General features: G+C 56.6%; 14 protein-coding genes and 1 pseudogene. 8 read left to right on the top strand and 7 right to left on the bottom strand.

Annotation, left to right across the window (positions count from 1 at the left end; translation table 11 throughout):
• The coding region (locus tag BLW10_RS10720) for a transposase family protein (RefSeq protein ID WP_143117053.1) at window positions 1-332 on the top strand (332 nt) is incomplete at its 5' end.
• A 176-nt stretch (window positions 333-508) separates the two neighbouring features.
• On the opposite strand, the pseudogene BLW10_RS10710 reads toward BLW10_RS10720, so the two are convergent.
• A pseudogene (locus BLW10_RS10710) lies at window positions 509-1077 on the bottom strand (IS5 family transposase); the annotation flags it as partial.
• A gap of 236 nt (window positions 1078-1313) precedes the next feature.
• Window positions 1314-2216: an alpha/beta fold hydrolase gene (locus BLW10_RS10705; protein ID WP_091334600.1), complete on the bottom strand. Its 903-nt coding sequence runs from the start codon at window positions 2214-2216 to the stop codon at window positions 1314-1316.
• Between the two features lie 67 nt (window positions 2217-2283).
• On the opposite strand from BLW10_RS10705, the gene BLW10_RS10700 reads away from it, so the two are divergent.
• The 6 genes from BLW10_RS10700 to BLW10_RS10675 all read left to right on the top strand — a co-directional run bounded on the left by BLW10_RS10700 (window position 2284) and on the right by BLW10_RS10675 (window position 8864).
• Complete coding sequence (locus BLW10_RS10700; RefSeq protein WP_091334598.1) at window positions 2284-3054, top strand: alpha/beta fold hydrolase; 771 nt, start codon at window positions 2284-2286, stop codon at window positions 3052-3054.
• A 210-nt stretch (window positions 3055-3264) separates the two neighbouring features.
• Window positions 3265-4677 carry a sodium:proton antiporter NhaD gene (nhaD, locus tag BLW10_RS10695; protein ID WP_091334596.1) on the top strand — a complete coding sequence of 471 codons (1413 nt, stop codon included), beginning with the start codon at window positions 3265-3267 and terminating at the stop codon, window positions 4675-4677.
• A gap of 214 nt (window positions 4678-4891) precedes the next feature.
• On the top strand, window positions 4892-6544 hold the full coding sequence (pgi, locus tag BLW10_RS10690) for a glucose-6-phosphate isomerase (RefSeq protein ID WP_091334594.1): 1653 nt from the start codon (window positions 4892-4894) through the stop codon (window positions 6542-6544).
• Between the two features lie 136 nt (window positions 6545-6680).
• Window positions 6681-7634: a metalloregulator ArsR/SmtB family transcription factor gene (locus tag BLW10_RS14545; protein ID WP_091334592.1), complete on the top strand. Its 954-nt coding sequence runs from the start codon at window positions 6681-6683 to the stop codon at window positions 7632-7634.
• Window positions 7635-7640: 6 nt separating this feature from the next.
• A complete protein-coding gene (locus tag BLW10_RS10680) occupies window positions 7641-8594 on the top strand; it encodes a permease (RefSeq protein WP_091334590.1) in 954 nt (317 codons plus the stop codon).
• A gap of 33 nt (window positions 8595-8627) precedes the next feature.
• Window positions 8628-8864 (top strand): thioredoxin family protein, encoded by a 237-nt coding sequence (locus BLW10_RS10675; protein ID WP_091334589.1) that lies wholly within the window; start codon window positions 8628-8630, stop codon window positions 8862-8864.
• Between the two features lie 25 nt (window positions 8865-8889).
• Here the strand turns inward: BLW10_RS10675 and murI are convergent, their stop codons facing one another.
• From murI to BLW10_RS10655, 4 genes are all read right to left on the bottom strand, one after another.
• Window positions 8890-9690 carry a glutamate racemase gene (gene murI, locus BLW10_RS10670; protein ID WP_091334609.1) on the bottom strand — a complete coding sequence of 267 codons (801 nt, stop codon included), beginning with the start codon at window positions 9688-9690 and terminating at the stop codon, window positions 8890-8892.
• Window positions 9687-11027, bottom strand: a complete 1341-nt coding sequence (locus BLW10_RS10665; protein WP_091334587.1) for a hypothetical protein — start codon at window positions 11025-11027, stop codon at window positions 9687-9689. Before BLW10_RS10665 ends, murI begins: the two co-directional genes overlap by 4 nt.
• Before the next feature lie 207 nt (window positions 11028-11234).
• On the bottom strand, window positions 11235-11855 hold the full coding sequence (locus BLW10_RS10660; RefSeq protein ID WP_091334586.1) for a response regulator transcription factor: 621 nt from the start codon (window positions 11853-11855) through the stop codon (window positions 11235-11237).
• Window positions 11856-11867: 12 nt separating this feature from the next.
• The gene (locus BLW10_RS10655; protein WP_091334584.1) at window positions 11868-14384 is read right to left on the bottom strand and encodes a PAS domain-containing sensor histidine kinase; all 2517 of its coding nucleotides are present in this window, start codon (window positions 14382-14384) and stop codon (window positions 11868-11870) included.
• 165 nt (window positions 14385-14549) lie between these two features.
• Between BLW10_RS10655 and BLW10_RS10650 the strand changes: the two genes are divergently transcribed.
• Window positions 14550-14999: an RDD family protein gene (locus BLW10_RS10650; protein ID WP_091334582.1), complete on the top strand. Its 450-nt coding sequence runs from the start codon at window positions 14550-14552 to the stop codon at window positions 14997-14999.
• Window positions 15000-15083: 84 nt separating this feature from the next.
• On the opposite strand, the gene lptG is transcribed toward BLW10_RS10650, so the two are convergent.
• Window positions 15084-16148, bottom strand: a complete 1065-nt coding sequence (gene lptG, locus BLW10_RS10645; RefSeq protein WP_091334581.1) for an LPS export ABC transporter permease LptG — start codon at window positions 16146-16148, stop codon at window positions 15084-15086.
• Between the last annotated feature and the right edge of the window lie 56 nt (window positions 16149-16204).

Raw genomic sequence — 16204 nt, 5'->3', positions numbered from 1 at the left:
AATTCGATGTAGAACTTCCATGGTTTAAGAAAAAAACAATGCTGGCAGATCTCGGATTTTTAGGGGCAAACAAAGATTATGGGTCAAAATCCAAGATCGTTTTACCACATAAAAAACCAAGAAAGTCTAAGAAAAATCCATCTCCAGCTTTGACCGAGGAGCAGGAAAAATCGAATAAAGCGCACGCCCAAAAGCGCGTTATTGTTGAACATGCTATTGGAGGCATGAAGCATTTTTATTGCCTAACACATCGCGTTCGTAATCAATCCGTTTTATTCATTGACCAATTTTTGGGACTTGGAGCCGGACTCTGGAACTTCAAAATAGCCTAAAATCAATAAGTTAGCGTGCGGTACAAGTCTATTTTTTTAAGAATCGAGGAACAAGGTGAAACAAGAAAAAACGGTTATTGACCTGAATGGGGTTCAGGTGGTCGGAGGTTCAAATCCTCTCGCCCCGACCATAACATCAACGGCTTAGGCGATCACCGTCTGGGCCGTTTTTCGTTCACGAAGCCCAACTGCTGGGCAAGTTCACGTGTAGCATCGCCTTCATAGGCGCTGTCCATCAGCAGCGCCACGTCTCCCGCCTCCCGTGGCCTGCCCATTGCCTCGATCAACCGGTGCCCCTCGGAGCCGTCGGCCGCTTGCCCCGACGTCAAGCTCCATGTCACAACGTCGCAGGCACTCGCGGCAACCAAATGAAGTTTGGTGCTCCATCCGCCCTGGCTCTTGACGATGGCTTGGAGGCCGTTTTTTTCGGCGCACCCGTACCATTCGGATGCACCTTCATGATCGTCGAGTCCAGGCTCACCGCTTCGAGGCGAACCTGCATCAGACGCTGCCGCTGCAGGCGCTCGAACACGGCATCCAGCACACCGGCCTTGGCCCAGCGGCTCATGCGCGTGTAGATGCTGTGCCACGGCCCATAGTGGCTGGGCAGTGCGCGCCACTTGCAGCCGTTGGCCGCGACGTACAGGATGGCGTTGACCACCGCGAAATTGTCCAGCCGCACGTTGCCCCGCTGGCGCGGCAGCAGTGGGGCAATCAATTCGAATTGTTCGCGAGTCAGTTGCATCGCCGCATTTTTCGGCGAAAAAAACCATCTTGTCAATTTGCGTTAACAGGCCCTAGTGGATGAATATCTAGCTAGATTGAGCGTATCCTAAATCCTTTAGATTGGGGGACTACCATCCGCACCGAATGATGCAACCCGTCAACGCAAAAAGCAGGAATCATTAGGGTTATAGGTTAGTATTTGAATTTACGGTCACGAAGCTGGAGCTTCGTGACCAGAAAAATCAGAACAGACTTTTAACTCAGCGCCGCCCAAAACTGCTCAATCGCCGCTGCCGTTGCTGCCGGCTGTTCCCAATGTAACATGCCATTGGTCGGCGCAATCCGCTCGGCACGCCAATTCGCATGACGGCTGAGAAAATCGGGCAGCTCGTGAAAATCAATATTCGGATCTTTATCGTACAGCGCCAATACCGGCTGGGTTACGCGCTCATAAATCGACGCACAGGCACGCGGCGTAAATAATTGCCCAGAAAGAAAATAGAGCGGCGCTATTTTCGCCCCGGGCTGATGCGTCGTCGCATACGCATACTCAATCAATTCCGGCGGCGTCGCCCCGACAAACGCTTGATTGTAAAAATATTTAATACTGGTGCACGTGGTCAGCAGGCTATATAAACCATCGCTCAATAGCGGAATGCTCAAAAACCGATGCGCCCGCTCTGCCGCCGCGCCAGTCGGCAAACCTCGGGTATTAAACCCAGTCGGCGATAACATCACCAACGATGTCACCCGCTCCGGTGCCGCACACGCTGCCAATGCCGCAAATTCACAACCAAGCGAAAACGCAATCACATCTGCTGGCTGCTGCACGACCTGTGATAAAAATTCGCCAATCACCTGCGCGAATAAATCCGGCGAATAACGCCGCTTGGCGCGTTCCGAATGACCGAAGCCCGGTAAATCCAGCGCATACACCGGACGCTTCGCACGAAAATGCTCAAACAGCGGCTTCATTTCCATTGCACTTGGCGCGGCATTGATGCTGTGAATTAGCACCAGTGGGCGACCGCTGGCCTGCGTGTCGGCGTAATAATGCACGCGACCAGCGGCGCTGGTCTGAAGATCGTGGCGCGACGCTGCAAGCGCCGCCGGAAGCGTGGAAGCCGTCGAATGGGCTGGGTTGATCTGAGAAGCCATGCGCACAATACCCTGTTAATAAACCTAAAACCTAAATCGGACAGCCGAATGCACGGCAGTACATTCAATGAAGTTTACAGTGCTCATCGTCGCTTGTCTGGTCTTGGTCGGCTGTTTTGGCCGCGTGCTGTACCCGAGTGCCCAACTGCTGACGGCGATTGAATCAGCGGCGCAGTTTCAAATTGAATGGGGTCAGACTCTTTCGGCAACGGGCTGTACCCTCGATTATGCTTGGTATCGACCGGCGGCGGCTCCGGCGGGTGAATTGGTGGTCTTGGCGCACGGCTTTTTGCGCAACAAAGCGCGGCTCGATGGGCTGGCGCGGGCGCTGGCAGCGACGGGACTGGCGGTGGTGACGGTCGATTTCTGCAATACCCGACTCTGGCGCGGCAATCATGGCCGCAATGGGCTGGATTTGATCGCGGTTGCGAATCGACTGAATGCGCGGCGCGTCGTGTATGCGGGATTTTCAGCCGGTGGACTGGCCGCGCTGGTCGCGGCATACGCCGATCCGCGCACGCTCGGCGTGTTGACGCTCGATTTGGTCGATGCGCAGGGATTAGGTCAGCGTCTCGCGCCACACTTACAACGCCCAGTGATTGGGCTATTCGGCGAACCAGCGGCGTGTAATGCTGAAAATAACGGCGTGGCGACGCTGCTGGCCGCGCCCCGCGCACAGATCGAGCGAATCAATGGGGCCAGTCACTGCGATTTTGAAACACCGACCGATTGGCTATGTCGGGCGGTGTGCGAGTCCGAAGCGGCGGCAAGTGGCGCAGCCCAGCGGCGAGCGGTGATTTTGAAACGGGCGGTGGGAGTGGTGCGGGGTTTTTTTTAAGACTTGAATTGAATCACTTGAATCGGGACAGCGAAAGCAATGCTTTCAATTAGCCACCTGCGCACACACACGACTTGGCGGAAGCGCAGCGGACAGGTATGGTGCTCACTGGCCTGCTGGATGGGTGCGCGTGCCGCCGCAGTTTGCACGAGAGCGCGACAGTTGGGCCATTGATATCTAGTTTCTTTCTTCCCACGCGAGGCCCATTCCATGTCCCTGCTCCAACGTTTTGTCATCGGATTAGCCGTCTTGCTGCTCCCGACGCTGGCTCTGGCCAGCGGCGAGACGGCGACGAGTCTTCAGGCAATTGATCTGACCGATCACACGGTCGGCTATCTGGCGCTACTAATTTTCGTGATTGCCTATGCGCTGGTCATGGGCGAGGAATTTCTGCATCTCCACAAATCCAAGCCGGTCATCATCGCTGCCGGTCTGATGTGGTGTTTGATCGGTTATATCTACATTCAACAGGGGCAACCGGATGCCGCCGGCGTTGCGGTGCGTCATACCCTGCTTGAATACGCCGAATTGATGCTGTTCCTCTTGGTCGCCATGACCTATATCAATGCGCTCGAAGAGCGGCGTGTATTCGATGCCCTGCGTACTTGGTTGATTAACAAAGGATTTGGGTTTCGTTCGCTGTTCTGGCTGACCGGCACGCTGGCGTTCTTTATTTCGCCGATTGCCGACAATCTGACGACGGCCCTGTTGATGTGCGCGGTCGTGCTGGCCGTCGGTGGTGATAACCGTACCTTTGTGACCCTGTCTTGTATCAATATCGTGGTCGCCGCAAATGCCGGTGGCGCGTTCAGTCCCTTTGGTGACATTACGACGCTGATGGTGTGGCAAAAGGGTGTGCTTGATTTCTTCATCTTTTTCAAGCTCTTCGTGCCCTCGGTTGTCAACTATGTGGTTCCGGCGCTCCTGATGTCGTTCGCGGTGCCGAATATCAAACCTGATGCGCACGATGCTGATGCGCACATGAAACGCGGTGCTAAACGCATCATGGTGCTGTTTTTACTGACGATTGCCACGGCGGTCAGTTTCCATAATTTCCTGCATTTGCCGCCAGTAATCGGGATGCTCACCGGTCTCGGCTATCTCCAGATTCTTGGCTATTACCTGCGCCACACGCATGAAGATTGGCAGAAACGCAACGAAGATCGCGCCACGCTAGTCGGCGACATGACCCCCTTTGATGTGTTCAACAAGGTCGCCCGCGCCGAGTGGGATACGCTGCTGTTTTTTTATGGCGTCGTGCTCTGTGTCGGCGGTCTGGGACAGATTGGGTATCTGTCGATGGCCTCGGAGCTGATGTACGAACAATGGGGGCCGACGCTGGCTAATATCTCGGTCGGGGTGCTCTCGGCGATTGTCGATAACATTCCGATTATGTTTGCCGTGCTGACCATGATGCCGGAGATGAACGAAACGCAATGGCTGCTGGTGACGCTGACGGCGGGTGTAGGCGGTTCATTGTTGTCGATTGGCTCGGCGGCGGGTGTGGCGCTGATGGGTCAAGCACGCGGAACCTATACCTTTTTTGCGCACCTAGAGTGGACGCCGGCGATTGCGCTGGGCTTTTTGGCCAGTATTGCAACGCATTTTTGGCTGAATGGTTAAGTGAGTACGCCGCAAAACTAACTTTTTCGGCGCATATGAGTCCCCGTTCGGGGACTCGGCACCATGCACCGCTCAACCAGCCCCAAGCGGCTGCGTAACAATGAGCTGAAAGCTGGCGGCTGGTCGCTGAAAGCTGATAGCTGAGAATTCAGCCCGAATATGGTCAAATGCGCCTCCATTCTGTGATCTTGGATTTGAGGAGGCTCGAATCATTATGTTGCCCGTGCTCGTGAACCAGACCCCAGCGTGGCAGGCACTCCAACAGCATTGGGAGACGCTCCGCACCCAGCGGATGCGCGACCTCTTCGACGCCGATCCCAAACGCGCCGCGACCTTCAGCCTCACGGTCGCTGGACTGCATCTGGACTATTCCAAAAATCTCATCACCGCCGAGACCCTGCGCCTGCTGCGCGAGCTGGCCGAAACCGTCGAGCTGTCGGGCTGGATTGAGCGCATGTTCGCCGGTGCGCCGATCAACAACACCGAAGATCGCGCCGTGCTGCATTGCGCCCTGCGCAATCGCTCCAACCGCCCGATTCTGGTTGACGGCGTGGACGTGATGCCCGATGTCAATGCTGTGCTGACGCGGATGGAAGCCTTCGTCGGGCGCGTGCGCTCCGGCAGTTGGCTCGGACACACCGGCGAGCGCATCAGCGATGTCGTCAACATCGGCATCGGCGGCTCAAATCTCGGGCCAAAGATGGTCTGTGCCGCACTCGCGCCCTATCAAAGCGAGAGCTTGCGCGTGCATTTCGTCTCCAATGTCGATGGCACGCATTTGGTCGAAACCCTGCGCGGCCTGAATCCAGCAACAACACTCTTTATCGTCGCGTCTAAGACCTTTACCACCCAAGAAACCATGACCAACGCCGGTAGCGCCCGCAACTGGCTGTTGACGGCATTGGGGGATTCGTCCGCCGTAGCGCGGCATTTTGTCGCCGTTTCGACGAATGCCGAAAAGGTCGCCGCCTTCGGCATTGATACGGCCAATATGTTTGGATTTTGGGATTGGGTCGGCGGGCGCTATTCGCTGTGGTCGGCGATTGGGCTACCGATTGCGCTGGCGGTCGGCCTTGATCGTTTTGCCGAATTGCTCGAAGGCGCTCACGCGATGGATGAGCATTTTCGCACCGCCGATCTCAGCGCCAATATGCCGGCGCTACTCGGCTTGATTGGCGTCTGGTATGCCAACTTTGGCGGGGCGCGAACTCATGCCGTGCTGCCCTACGATCAATCGTTGCGCTATCTGCCGGCGTATCTGCAACAGGGCGATATGGAAAGCAACGGCAAGGGCGTCACCCGCGACGGCATCGCCGTCACCTATACCACCGGCCCGGTGGTTTGGGGTGAGCCGGGCACGGATGGTCAACATGCGTTTTATCAGCTCATTCATCAGGGCACACAACTGATTCCGGCGGATTTCATCGGCGCGGTACACAGTCATAATGAACTCGGCGACCATCATCCGAAGTTCATGGCCAATTTCTTTGCTCAAACCGAGGCGCTGATGCGCGGGCGTCGCTATGACGAAGCATTGAGCGAACTGCTCGCGTCCGGCATGGATGAAGCGCGGGCGCAGTTGATTGCCCAGCATCGCACCTTCCCCGGCAATCGCCCGACTAACAGCATTCTGATGGAACGTCTCACCCCGCACACGCTCGGCGCATTGATCGCGCTCTATGAGCATCGCATCTTTACTCAGGGCGTGATCTGGGGCGTTAATTCGTTCGATCAATGGGGCGTAGAACTCGGCAAGCAACTCGCCAATGTTATTCTCGGTGAGCTTCAAACCGGTGCCGTGACCGCCGAGCACGACCCCTCGACTCGCGCCCTATTGGAACGCTTTATTCGGCAGCGTCGTGCTTGATATTGCGGACGTTCGCCGCCGCACTCGCGGCGCTCGATACACTGCCGGGCGGTGACGCAGTGCGCTGCGAAGAGTGCGGCAGAGCTGCAAAATATACGTTTGAAAGTATATATCTTCAGGCGTATATTTCACCGCCATGCAAACCATCACCCCACGCGATCTATTTACCGCGCTCGCGCAGGAGACACGCCTGCGCTGTTTGCTGTTATTGGCCACGCACGGCGAACTGTGCGTGTGCGAACTGACCCACGCGACCGGCATCGCCCAGCCGCATATCTCGCGCCATCTGGCGCAGTTGCGTGAACTCGGTTTGGTGCAGGATCGGCGCGAAGGCGTGTGGATGCACTATCGTCTCTATCCCGATTTGCCCGACTGGATTCGCACCATTCTGCGCGAAACCGGCGCGGTGGCCGTCACGCAACGGCCATTTATTGATGATGCCCGCACGCTGGCGACGCTGACGCATCGCCCCGAGCGCGTCACCCTCCCCGCGCCACTGGTTGCCATGCCGCACGTCTCACACCTTGTTCCCAATCATCCACAGCAACTGGAACCGGAGCCTGCTATGTCCGAGCGTGTTTATAACGTCTTGTTTTTATGTACTGGCAATTCGGCGCGGAGCATTCTCGCCGAGCGGATGCTTGATCGCTGGGGCAACCGTCATTTTCGCGGTTTTAGCGCCGGTAGCCATCCAAAAGGCGCGGTGCATCCGCTGGCGCTCGAACTATTGCGCCGCAACAATTATCTGACCGACGGATTGCGGAGCAAGGATTGGGCAGAGTTCGCCCAGCCGGACGCGCCGGTCATGGATTTTGTGTTTACCGTCTGCGATCAAGCTGCCGGTGAGGTCTGCCCAGTTTGGCCCGGCCAGCCGATGACGGCGCACTGGGGTCTGCCCGATCCGGCAGCGGTCGAGGGCGATGCGGTGACGCGGATGATGGCGTTTCGCACCGCCTTCCGTGAGCTGGAGAATCGGATCAAGATTTTCACCGCGCTCCCGCTCAAATCGCTCGACCGACTGAAGCTGCAACGCGAACTCGACCGCATCGGCACCACGCAGGCGCCGGCTCCGACAGCGGCTGACGCCTAGAACACGATGTTCGAGGCACTCGGCGCATTGATCGCTTTTCGACTGCTGCATCTGGATCCGGCCTCGGGTCTGGGGGCAGCGGTTCACTTCTTCGTCATGGATGCGACCAAGATTTTCGTGCTCTTGGTCAGCGTCATCTATGTGATGGGACTGCTCCGCGCCCTGCTGTCACCGGAACGGGTACGGGCTTTCGTGCGCGGGCGTCCTGACTGGCAGGCACGCGGGCTGGCGGTCACGCTGGGTGCCGTCACGCCCTTTTGTTCTTGCTCCTCGGTGCCGCTGTTTATCGGCTTTGTTGAGGCGGGGATTCCGCTCGGCGTGACCTTTTCGTTTTTGATCGCTAGTCCGATGATTAACGAAGTGGCTGTGATTATCCTAATCGGCGTGCTGGGCTGGAAACTCACTGCACTCTATGTGCTCGCCGGTCTCGCGGTCGCATGGTTCGGTGGGATCATCATGCAGCAGTTCCGACCCGAACGCTGGGTCGAGGAGTATGTTTGGAAAATCCGGCTGGGTGAGGCGCAGCGCGTCGCGCCCGATCTGAGCCTCTGCGGACGGCATCGCTTTGCACTCGCCGAGGTGCGCGAGATTTTGCGGCGGCTGTGGCTGTGGGTGTTGATCGGAATTGGCGTCGGCGCACTGTTTCACGGTTTCGTACCGGAAAACTGGGTGAGCCGCTATCTGAGCGGCGCGACTTGGTACACGGTGCCAGCGGCGGTGCTGCTGGGGATTCCGCTGTACTCAAATGCAACCGGCGTGATTCCCGTCGCTGAGGCGATGTTGACCAAAGGGGTCGCAGTCGGGACAACGCTGGCTTTTATGATGAGCGTTGCGGCGCTGTCAGTGCCCGAAATGCTGATTTTGCGCAAGGTGATCCGCTGGCCGGCGCTGGCGCTATTTGCTGGCGTGCTGGCGGTGGCGTTTATGCTGGTCGGCTGGGGGTTTAATCTGATTGATTAACAGAATTGATTAACAGCGAAAACAGGCTACAACATGAAACAATTCAAAGTCTTGGGCGGCGGCTGCCGCAACTGCGAAGTCACGGCGCGTGCGATTGAACAGGCTGCTGAAGAAGCTGGGGTTGCTATCCAGCTCGAAAAAGTCACGGAAATGGCCGACATCTTGGGTTATGGCGTGCTGTCTACACCCGCTGTGGTGCTGGATGGACAGGTCATTCATGCCGGCGGCGTGCCCGCGCCCGATCAGGTGCGGGCGTGGGTGCGGGGGTGAGGTGGAGCGCGGCTGATCGCCGCGTTTAAGCATTCTCAACCCAATGCAACACCGGCACATCCCGCCCCCACAACCGCGCCAGCAGCGGCTGCATCCGACTCGGCGACGCACTCGTCCAAAACTGCTCGCACCCGACCCGTTCAGCAGGCGCTAACAGTTCAGCGTCGCTCAGGCGGCGCTGCACCTGCCGCGCCACTGCGCCGCCCGAATCCAGTATCTGCACCTCAGCGCCCGCCAGTTCTTGAATCAATGGGGTCAGCCAGGGATAGTGCGTACACCCCAGCACCAGCGTATCCGCGCCCCGCGCCAATACTGGCTCCAAATACTCGCGCACCAATGCACGAGTGCGCTCGCCGTTCAGATCACCTGCCTCGACGCATTCAACCAATCCGGGGCAGGGTTGCAGCACAATCTCGGTATGTGTTTCCAGCCGCCGGAGCAAGGCCGCAAAGCGCGGGCTGGCGAGCGTCTGGCGCGTAGCCAGCACCGCCACCACACCGGAGCGCGTGCGGGCCAGCGCCGGTTTTACTGCCGGTTCCAGTGCAATCACCGGCAGTGGATAGCGGTCGCGTAATAATTGCGCGGCCGCGCCTGTCGCCGTATTACAGGCGACAACAATTGCTTTCGCACCGCGCTCCAATAAAAACTCAGTAATTGCCAGCGTGCGGGCGGCAATAAATGCTGCCGATTGCTCGCCATAGGGTGCATGTGCTGAATCGGCAACATAGAATAAATCTTCATTAGGCAACAGGCGGCGAATTTCGCGTAATACGGTTAAACCGCCTAAGCCCGAATCAAACACACCGATGGGCTGGGTTGCGATCATGCCGCACGCGGCCGAGGCCACTCGCCCTCCTGTGCCAAATGACGCGCATAAATCGGCTCGACTTGTTTATAGCCTTTGAGCTTTTCTTTATTGCGCTGCCAAATGGTTTCGTTTTCATGCTGCCAAGAATCAAACAGCGCCGTGCCGACATGCCAAAATACGCGGTGTTTATTGCAAACAGCAAAATGATTTTTGCTGATATTTAAATACCCGTCATTGCGTCCGCAAATCGGGCATAAACCGAGTGGATCATGTTGTGCTGCATCATCTAAAGAACTAAATCCAGAATCCGGCTCTACTGTTGATGAAGTAGCGGCTGCGGGTATTTGCGCAGTTGCGGTATCAGCTTCATCATCTTCCCAGGGTGAAACCGATGCCGCTGTTTCTGTTTGGGTTTGCATCTGCTCCACATTCACATCTAGCTTGGCTAATTCATTCGGATCCATTTCCGCAATGACTGACCAGGGATGTTCATTGCTTTCAGTGTCTTCTTCAATAGCTGTTGGTGCAGAAGCCGCTGCGGGAGCGGTTTTTACCGCTGGTGCCGGAGTTGGCGGGATATTAAAATCCATATCCATCTCATCTTCTTCAAAATCATCAATAGTTTGCGATTTAGCTAATAGCACCGCTTCTAACTCAGAGATTTCATCGGCTTTTGTATCGGCGGTAGCGACTGGCTCAAATTCTGGCTCTGATTCCGGTTCAAAATCCGGTTCTGCGCTAAATAATGATTCAATCTCAGATTCTGACTCTGATGCTTTGGCGTCACATTCAGCTTCAGCTTCAGCTTCATCTTTATCTTTATCTTCAGTTTGAGCCGCCGATTCATACGCAACTTCAGCGTCATTCTCTGCTGTTGCCGATTCGGGTTCTGACGTGAATGCTGATTCTAGTTCCGGCTCTGATGCTAATTCCTCAGCACCAGCTACATCAGCCGTCATATCTGATGCCATATCATCCGGCTCGGTATGGATTTCCGGTTCCGATTCTAATTCCGGCTCTGGTTCAAATTCTAGCGCAGCGGGCGCTGCTGGCAGCGGTTCCGGTATCGAAACGGAAAGCGGCGCAATCGCGGCATCTGATGTTGAATCCGCTAATCCCGCTTGCACCGCTGTTAAAATACCAGCAGCAGTTTCAAGCGTATAAATCGCGCATTGCGCATTATGACCGCCCGGATGCGCGGGCAAGCTATTGACTAGCGCCTTGAGCGTATCGAGCGCCGCGCCAACCATATTCGCCGCTTCGGAAACCGCTTCATTGATCGGCACATCACCACACACGGATAATAAAGCCGGCGCGGTTGCGGTTGGATAAAAATAACTTGGCTTGGTTTTCATCGGTTGTTTTACGCAAGATCCCCGCATGAAAGCGGGTCAGAATTGCTGCATGCGCTGAATGCGCTGTACAGCATGAATCTCGCTGCCTCCATTAATGATTGAAAGAGTGATTGAATAGTTTAAAACCATTTGCTGTTGCGGGTGCGCACCACACGAGCAAACCGGCTGTATCGTGCTACGAAGTGCTGCACATCGCTGCACAGTTTGTTAGATTTCCGATGTCACTTGTAGCGCCATGCGCACTAATTCTGCCAGCGATTCGGCACGCATTTTTTCCATGACTCGTGCGCGATGCGCTTCAACGGTTTTGGCGCTGACGCCCAATGCAGCGGCGATTTCTTTATTCGATTGGCCATCGGTTACCATCATCATCACCTCATGTTCGCGGGGCGTCAGTTCAGCTAAACGTCGCGCAATATCGGCTTGCACCAGACGATTAGCGCGGGTTTTTTGGTCATAATCGAGCGCATAGCGGAGACTGCGTAATAAATCTTCATCATGGAAGGGCTTTTCGATGAAATCCATCGCGCCGGCTTTCATGGCGCGTACCGCCATTGCGACATCACCGTGTCCGGTAATTAAAATGACCGGCGTCCGAAATCCTTCCCGCGCCATATACGCTTGTAATTCTAAGCCAGACATGCCGGGCATTCGTACATCGAGCAGCAGACAACCAGCGCGACCCGGATAATAATCAGCTAAAAAGGCGGCGGCTGAGTCGTAGGTTTTGACGGTCATGCCGGTCGATTCAATTAACCATTGCAATGAGGTGCGCATGGCTTGATCGTCATCGACAATAAAAACAGTGGCCGGTGTTTCAGCAATCATGGCGTGGTTTTTTTAATCCGTATTGGTTGCGACGCTCGGCGCTGCGATTGGCAGGCGCACATAAAAGGTTGCGCCCTGTCCGATGAGCGATTCAGCCCAGATGCGCCCGTCGTGATTGTCCACGATGGTTTGACTGATGGCGAGTCCCATGCCCATGCCGCCCGCTTTGGTGGTCACAAAGGGATCAAAGAGCGTCTGGAGCCGGTCGGCAGCAATCCCCGGGCCGCTGTCGCGCACGGCGACCTGTGCCCAAGCGCCGTCCAGCGTGGTGCTGATTTGAAGCTGACGCGCTGCTTCAGGACAGGTTTCTAGCGCATCGAGCGCGTTGCCGACCAGATTGAGCAAAACCTGTTCAATTTGCACCAGATCGACGCAAACCGGAATCGGCTCGTTCGGTAGCGCCAGCGCAATTGTCACCCCAACGCGGTTGATCTCAAATTCGAGAAACGCGCACACCTCGCGTACCAACTGATTGAGGTCAGTTTCGGCCCGTGCTGGCGGCTGTTTGCCGACCAACGCCCGCAGACGCTTGATGATCTCACTGGCGCGTTTGGCTTGTGCGGTAATCTGGTTCAGTGCGCCAATCAGTGCTTCGGATTCACCCTGACCGCTCTGCAACCGCCGGACACAGCCATTGGCATAATTGACAATCGCCGACAGCGGCTGATTGAGTTCGTGCGCCATGCCGGTGGCGACCTCGCCCATCGTGCTCAGGCGGCAGACGTGGACTAATTCGGCCTGATGTTGGCGCGATTCCTGTTCAGCACGGCGCACGGCAGTAATGTCGCGGGCGTAGAGATTGACATAACCCAGATCACGAATCGGGGCCAATAGCAGCGAATAGCATTGCCCGCCGATATCGAGTTCGCGTTCGAGCGGCTGCGCCGTGTTCAGGGCTTCAGCGACCGCCGCGCCCCAATCCGGCGGCAGCGGTTCACCGGGTTCGGTATTCCAAGCACGGAGCAGCGGACGGCTGGCGCTATTGGCATACACAATCAATCCGGCGGCGGTCACGCGCAAAATCGGATGCGGACTTTCGCTGGCAAATCGCGCCAGACTTTTAATTTCTTGCTCGGCGCGTTTGCGGCTGCTGATGTCATGAATATACAGGGTAAAAAAATGTTCGCCGACGCGCTCAATCGGTGCAATGGAAATTTCGACTGGAATTTCTTGCCCATCGGCGTGCAGTGCGATCAATTCACCGCGCCCAAGTGGTTCGCGCTGGCGATGGCGTGAGCGGTCGAGCAGGCGTTTAAATGCCGGACGGGTTAAATCGGGCAAAAAGCGGTCGCTAAAGCTCGCACCTAAGGCAAAGGGTCGCCCGACGCCAAATAATCGCTCGGCGGCCGGATTATATTCAATCACGCGCCCGCTATGATTGAGTGTGACAATGGCGTCAAGTGAGGCTTCCATCATTGCGGCCTTGAGTGCTTCGCTGTCGCGCATGGCCGCTTGATGACGTTGGCTCATTTCTTCGCGGGCTTTGAGGACTAATTGCGTGAAATGCTGAATCCAATCTTCTAATAAAACTAATTGATTGCCGTCGCGCTGAAACCCCGGCTCGGCAATGCCGAGGGCGCGTTGTGAAAAGCGCGTCATGCGTTTAAGCACTTTATTCAGTCGCGCTGAAACCAAATAAATCAGGCCGGTAAAGACAATCACAAAAACAATTGCGGCATACAATCGCTGACGGCGCTCAAATAATCGTACATGGCGCGACATGCGCTCAACCCGTGATTCGGGCACGAGGGTCGCAAATAATAGATTGGAATTTAAGTTCACCGCTTCGGGTAGGGCTTGCGAGGTGATGACATGGGTGGCGCTCCAATCGCTCAGGCGCGAATTGAGCGGAATAAAACTCGGGTCGAGACTGGCTAGAATGCGCTGTTGTGTGCGCTCGACCAGTGCCACCGATGCACGTCCGGCATCAATGCCGCGCTGTGAGGCGGCCAAAAACGCGGTGTCAACCGGCACCAGCACCAGCAAATAGCCCATGTGATAACCACCGGCATCTTCGGTCGCGTCGCTGGTGAGTAGATACAGCCGCTCGTCGAGACGCGCAATGACGGTGCCGATCTCATGGCGGTCGAGCCACTGCGCGGGCACCTGCTGGGCAATCGCGGTCGGGAGTGGCGCGGAACCGGCCTGAAACACCTCGCGTACCCGTCCCTGCGCATCGGTTAGCAGCACCTGGCTGGGCGGTGTGAGCGCATCGCGGGTGAAGAAATCCGGCAGCCACTGCGGGCGAAAATCTTTATAAATCACCGGCGGATCGCTGGCCGTATCTGACCAGAACAGTGGTTCGAGATATTCCGAGAGCGTGCGATAGTTGGCCAGCAGGCGCGTGGTGGCGGCATAGCTGGCGAGATAGCGTTCAAAGCGAATCAGGCTTTCGCGGGCGCGTAGCTCAAGCTGGATTTGCAGTTCTTGGCCGAAGATTTTGTCAATTTGGCGGGTTTGGATCTGGTCGAGCAGAATCCAGATGAAGCTGCCGGTAGCCAAGCCGACGATGATCGCGATCCAGGGCATGGGTACCCGTCGCAAAAGCCGGAACAGAAGTGGTTTAATACTCATCTTGACATCGCGCCCGTGACTGCGTGTACCCATCGGCACGCATGGTGCGCGGTGTGCTCGACCTCGCTGGCTTCGTCTGAGGCCGCTTCTTTTAACCCCTGTGAACCGATCCTGAAGACCATGTCATTTGACCTTTCGCAAGCCCAAAAGCCTTCTATCATGCGCCGCATCGGCGCGTTCCTCTATGACCTGATGTTACTGGTCGCGGTGCTGATGATTGCCCTCGGCCTCATCGTTGTGCCCTATGGTGTGATAACCGGCGGCGACTTGCATCAACACTATCTGTTCTTGGAGCAAATTTATCTGCTGCTGGTCACGGCAGGGTTTTATGTCTATTTCTGGACACACGGCGGGCAGACGTTGGGTATGAAAGCCTGGCGCATTCAGGTGATCCGTCAGGATGGTCAGCCGGTTGACTTCAATGCTGCGGTGAAGCGGTTTGTATGGTCGATTCTAAGCTTGATTCCGGCGGGTCTGGGGCTGTGGTGGAGCCTGTTTAACCGTCAGGGCTTGGCATGGCACGATAGCAAATCCAATACCCGCGTCGTGTTACTAGCAAAAAGCGCCTGAGTTTTTTGCTTTTTTGCTTTTTTTGCGCACGTAGGGAGCGCATCGAGCGTGGCCCTACGTCATCCCGATCAGCTTCATCTCATCTCACCCCACCCGCCTGAGCCACCACAGCGCCGCGCTGATAAAAAGCACGGGCGCGGCCACTGAAGCCAGCAACGCATTTAGGCCGAATAACAGTGCCAAATAGGCAAATGAGCGGCTAATCAAATAGTACAGCAGACCGACGAGGATGCCGACTAACAGCCGCCGTCCCAGTCCGCTGGTGCGTGCCGAGCCGAGCAGCAAGGGAATGGCAATCAGGATCATCGACAGCGTTAACACCGGATGCAGCACTTTGGCCCAAAATGCGACCTCGTAGGCACTGGCATCCTGCTGATTGACCGCCATAAAGCGGATGTAGGTATAGAGTCCCCAGACTGGTAACACCTGCGGATCAATCACCACGACCTTGAGCAAGTCGGGATCGAGCAGTGAGTTCCATTCGGCCTCGGCGATTTGCTCGACCTGAACCCCGTGTTTGCTGACGCGACTGCGGGCGATGTCGGTGAGCAACCAGCGTCCGTTTTGATAGTAGGCGTGTTTGGCGTGCGTGGCTTCGAGCGTGCCGGCGCTGGCATCGACGCGATAGATGTCAATATCCACAAGCTGGGTACCGGATTGAATGGCGCGGATGTTGACATAGGCACCATCGTCGATGGCCCAAAAGCCGTGCGGCGTATGTTGCGCGGCTTCACCAGAGAGGGCTACGCGGCGCAGTTCCAGTCCGCGCTGTTCGGCGATGGGCGCGATCCATTCACCGAGAACCACAGCCAGCAGCGCCAGCAGCACGCCGCCGAGCAAGGCCGACCGCACCAACTGCGCGACCGAGATGCCCGCTGCCCGCATAGCGACCAGTTCGGAGCGGCTGGCCAGTGTCCCCAAGCCAAAGAGCGCACCAATCAGGGTGGCGATGGGAAAGAGCTGATAGAGATAGCGCGGCAGGCTCAGCAGCGTAAACAGCATTGCTTCGCCGAGTCCGTAGCGGGCAGTGCCGATGGTATTGAGTTCATCGGAGAGCAGAAAAATGCCCATCAATGGGGTCAGGCCGCCGAGTGTCAGCAGGGTGCCGCTGATAACAGCTCCGGCGAGATAGCGATCTAAAATGGTCATGTTTTAGCGGCCAGCTTTTAGCTTGACTTGCAGCAACAGGCGGCGCGGTGCCCGCT

It is taken from the genome of Allochromatium warmingii, assembly GCF_900107145.1.
In the GTDB taxonomy this organism is placed as follows: Bacteria; Pseudomonadota; Gammaproteobacteria; order Chromatiales; family Chromatiaceae; genus Thermochromatium; species Thermochromatium warmingii.
This window is presented reverse-complemented; position numbering and strand designations above follow the sequence as displayed.

What these genes read in the sequence shown, in the direction of transcription:
- BLW10_RS10700 (WP_091334598.1), top strand. Translation starts at nt 2,284, where the DNA reads ATGAAGTTTACAGTGCTCATCGTCGCTTGTCTGGTCTTGGTCGGCTGT.
- BLW10_RS10650 (WP_091334582.1), top strand. Translation starts at nt 14,550, where the DNA reads ATGTCATTTGACCTTTCGCAAGCCCAAAAGCCTTCTATCATGCGCCGC.
- lptG (WP_091334581.1), bottom strand. Translation starts at nt 16,148, where the DNA reads ATGACCATTTTAGATCGCTATCTCGCCGGAGCTGTTATCAGCGGCACC.
- pgi (WP_091334594.1), top strand. Translation starts at nt 4,892, where the DNA reads ATGTTGCCCGTGCTCGTGAACCAGACCCCAGCGTGGCAGGCACTCCAA.
- BLW10_RS10660 (WP_091334586.1), bottom strand. Translation starts at nt 11,855, where the DNA reads ATGATTGCTGAAACACCGGCCACTGTTTTTATTGTCGATGACGATCAA.
- BLW10_RS14545 (WP_091334592.1), top strand. Translation starts at nt 6,681, where the DNA reads ATGCAAACCATCACCCCACGCGATCTATTTACCGCGCTCGCGCAGGAG.
- nhaD (WP_091334596.1), top strand. Translation starts at nt 3,265, where the DNA reads ATGTCCCTGCTCCAACGTTTTGTCATCGGATTAGCCGTCTTGCTGCTC.
- murI (WP_091334609.1), bottom strand. Translation starts at nt 9,690, where the DNA reads ATGATCGCAACCCAGCCCATCGGTGTGTTTGATTCGGGCTTAGGCGGT.
- BLW10_RS10705 (WP_091334600.1), bottom strand. Translation starts at nt 2,216, where the DNA reads ATGGCTTCTCAGATCAACCCAGCCCATTCGACGGCTTCCACGCTTCCG.
- BLW10_RS10655 (WP_091334584.1), bottom strand. Translation starts at nt 14,384, where the DNA reads ATGCCCTGGATCGCGATCATCGTCGGCTTGGCTACCGGCAGCTTCATC.
- BLW10_RS10680 (WP_091334590.1), top strand. Translation starts at nt 7,641, where the DNA reads ATGTTCGAGGCACTCGGCGCATTGATCGCTTTTCGACTGCTGCATCTG.
- BLW10_RS10665 (WP_091334587.1), bottom strand. Translation starts at nt 11,027, where the DNA reads ATGAAAACCAAGCCAAGTTATTTTTATCCAACCGCAACCGCGCCGGCT.
- BLW10_RS10675 (WP_091334589.1), top strand. Translation starts at nt 8,628, where the DNA reads ATGAAACAATTCAAAGTCTTGGGCGGCGGCTGCCGCAACTGCGAAGTC.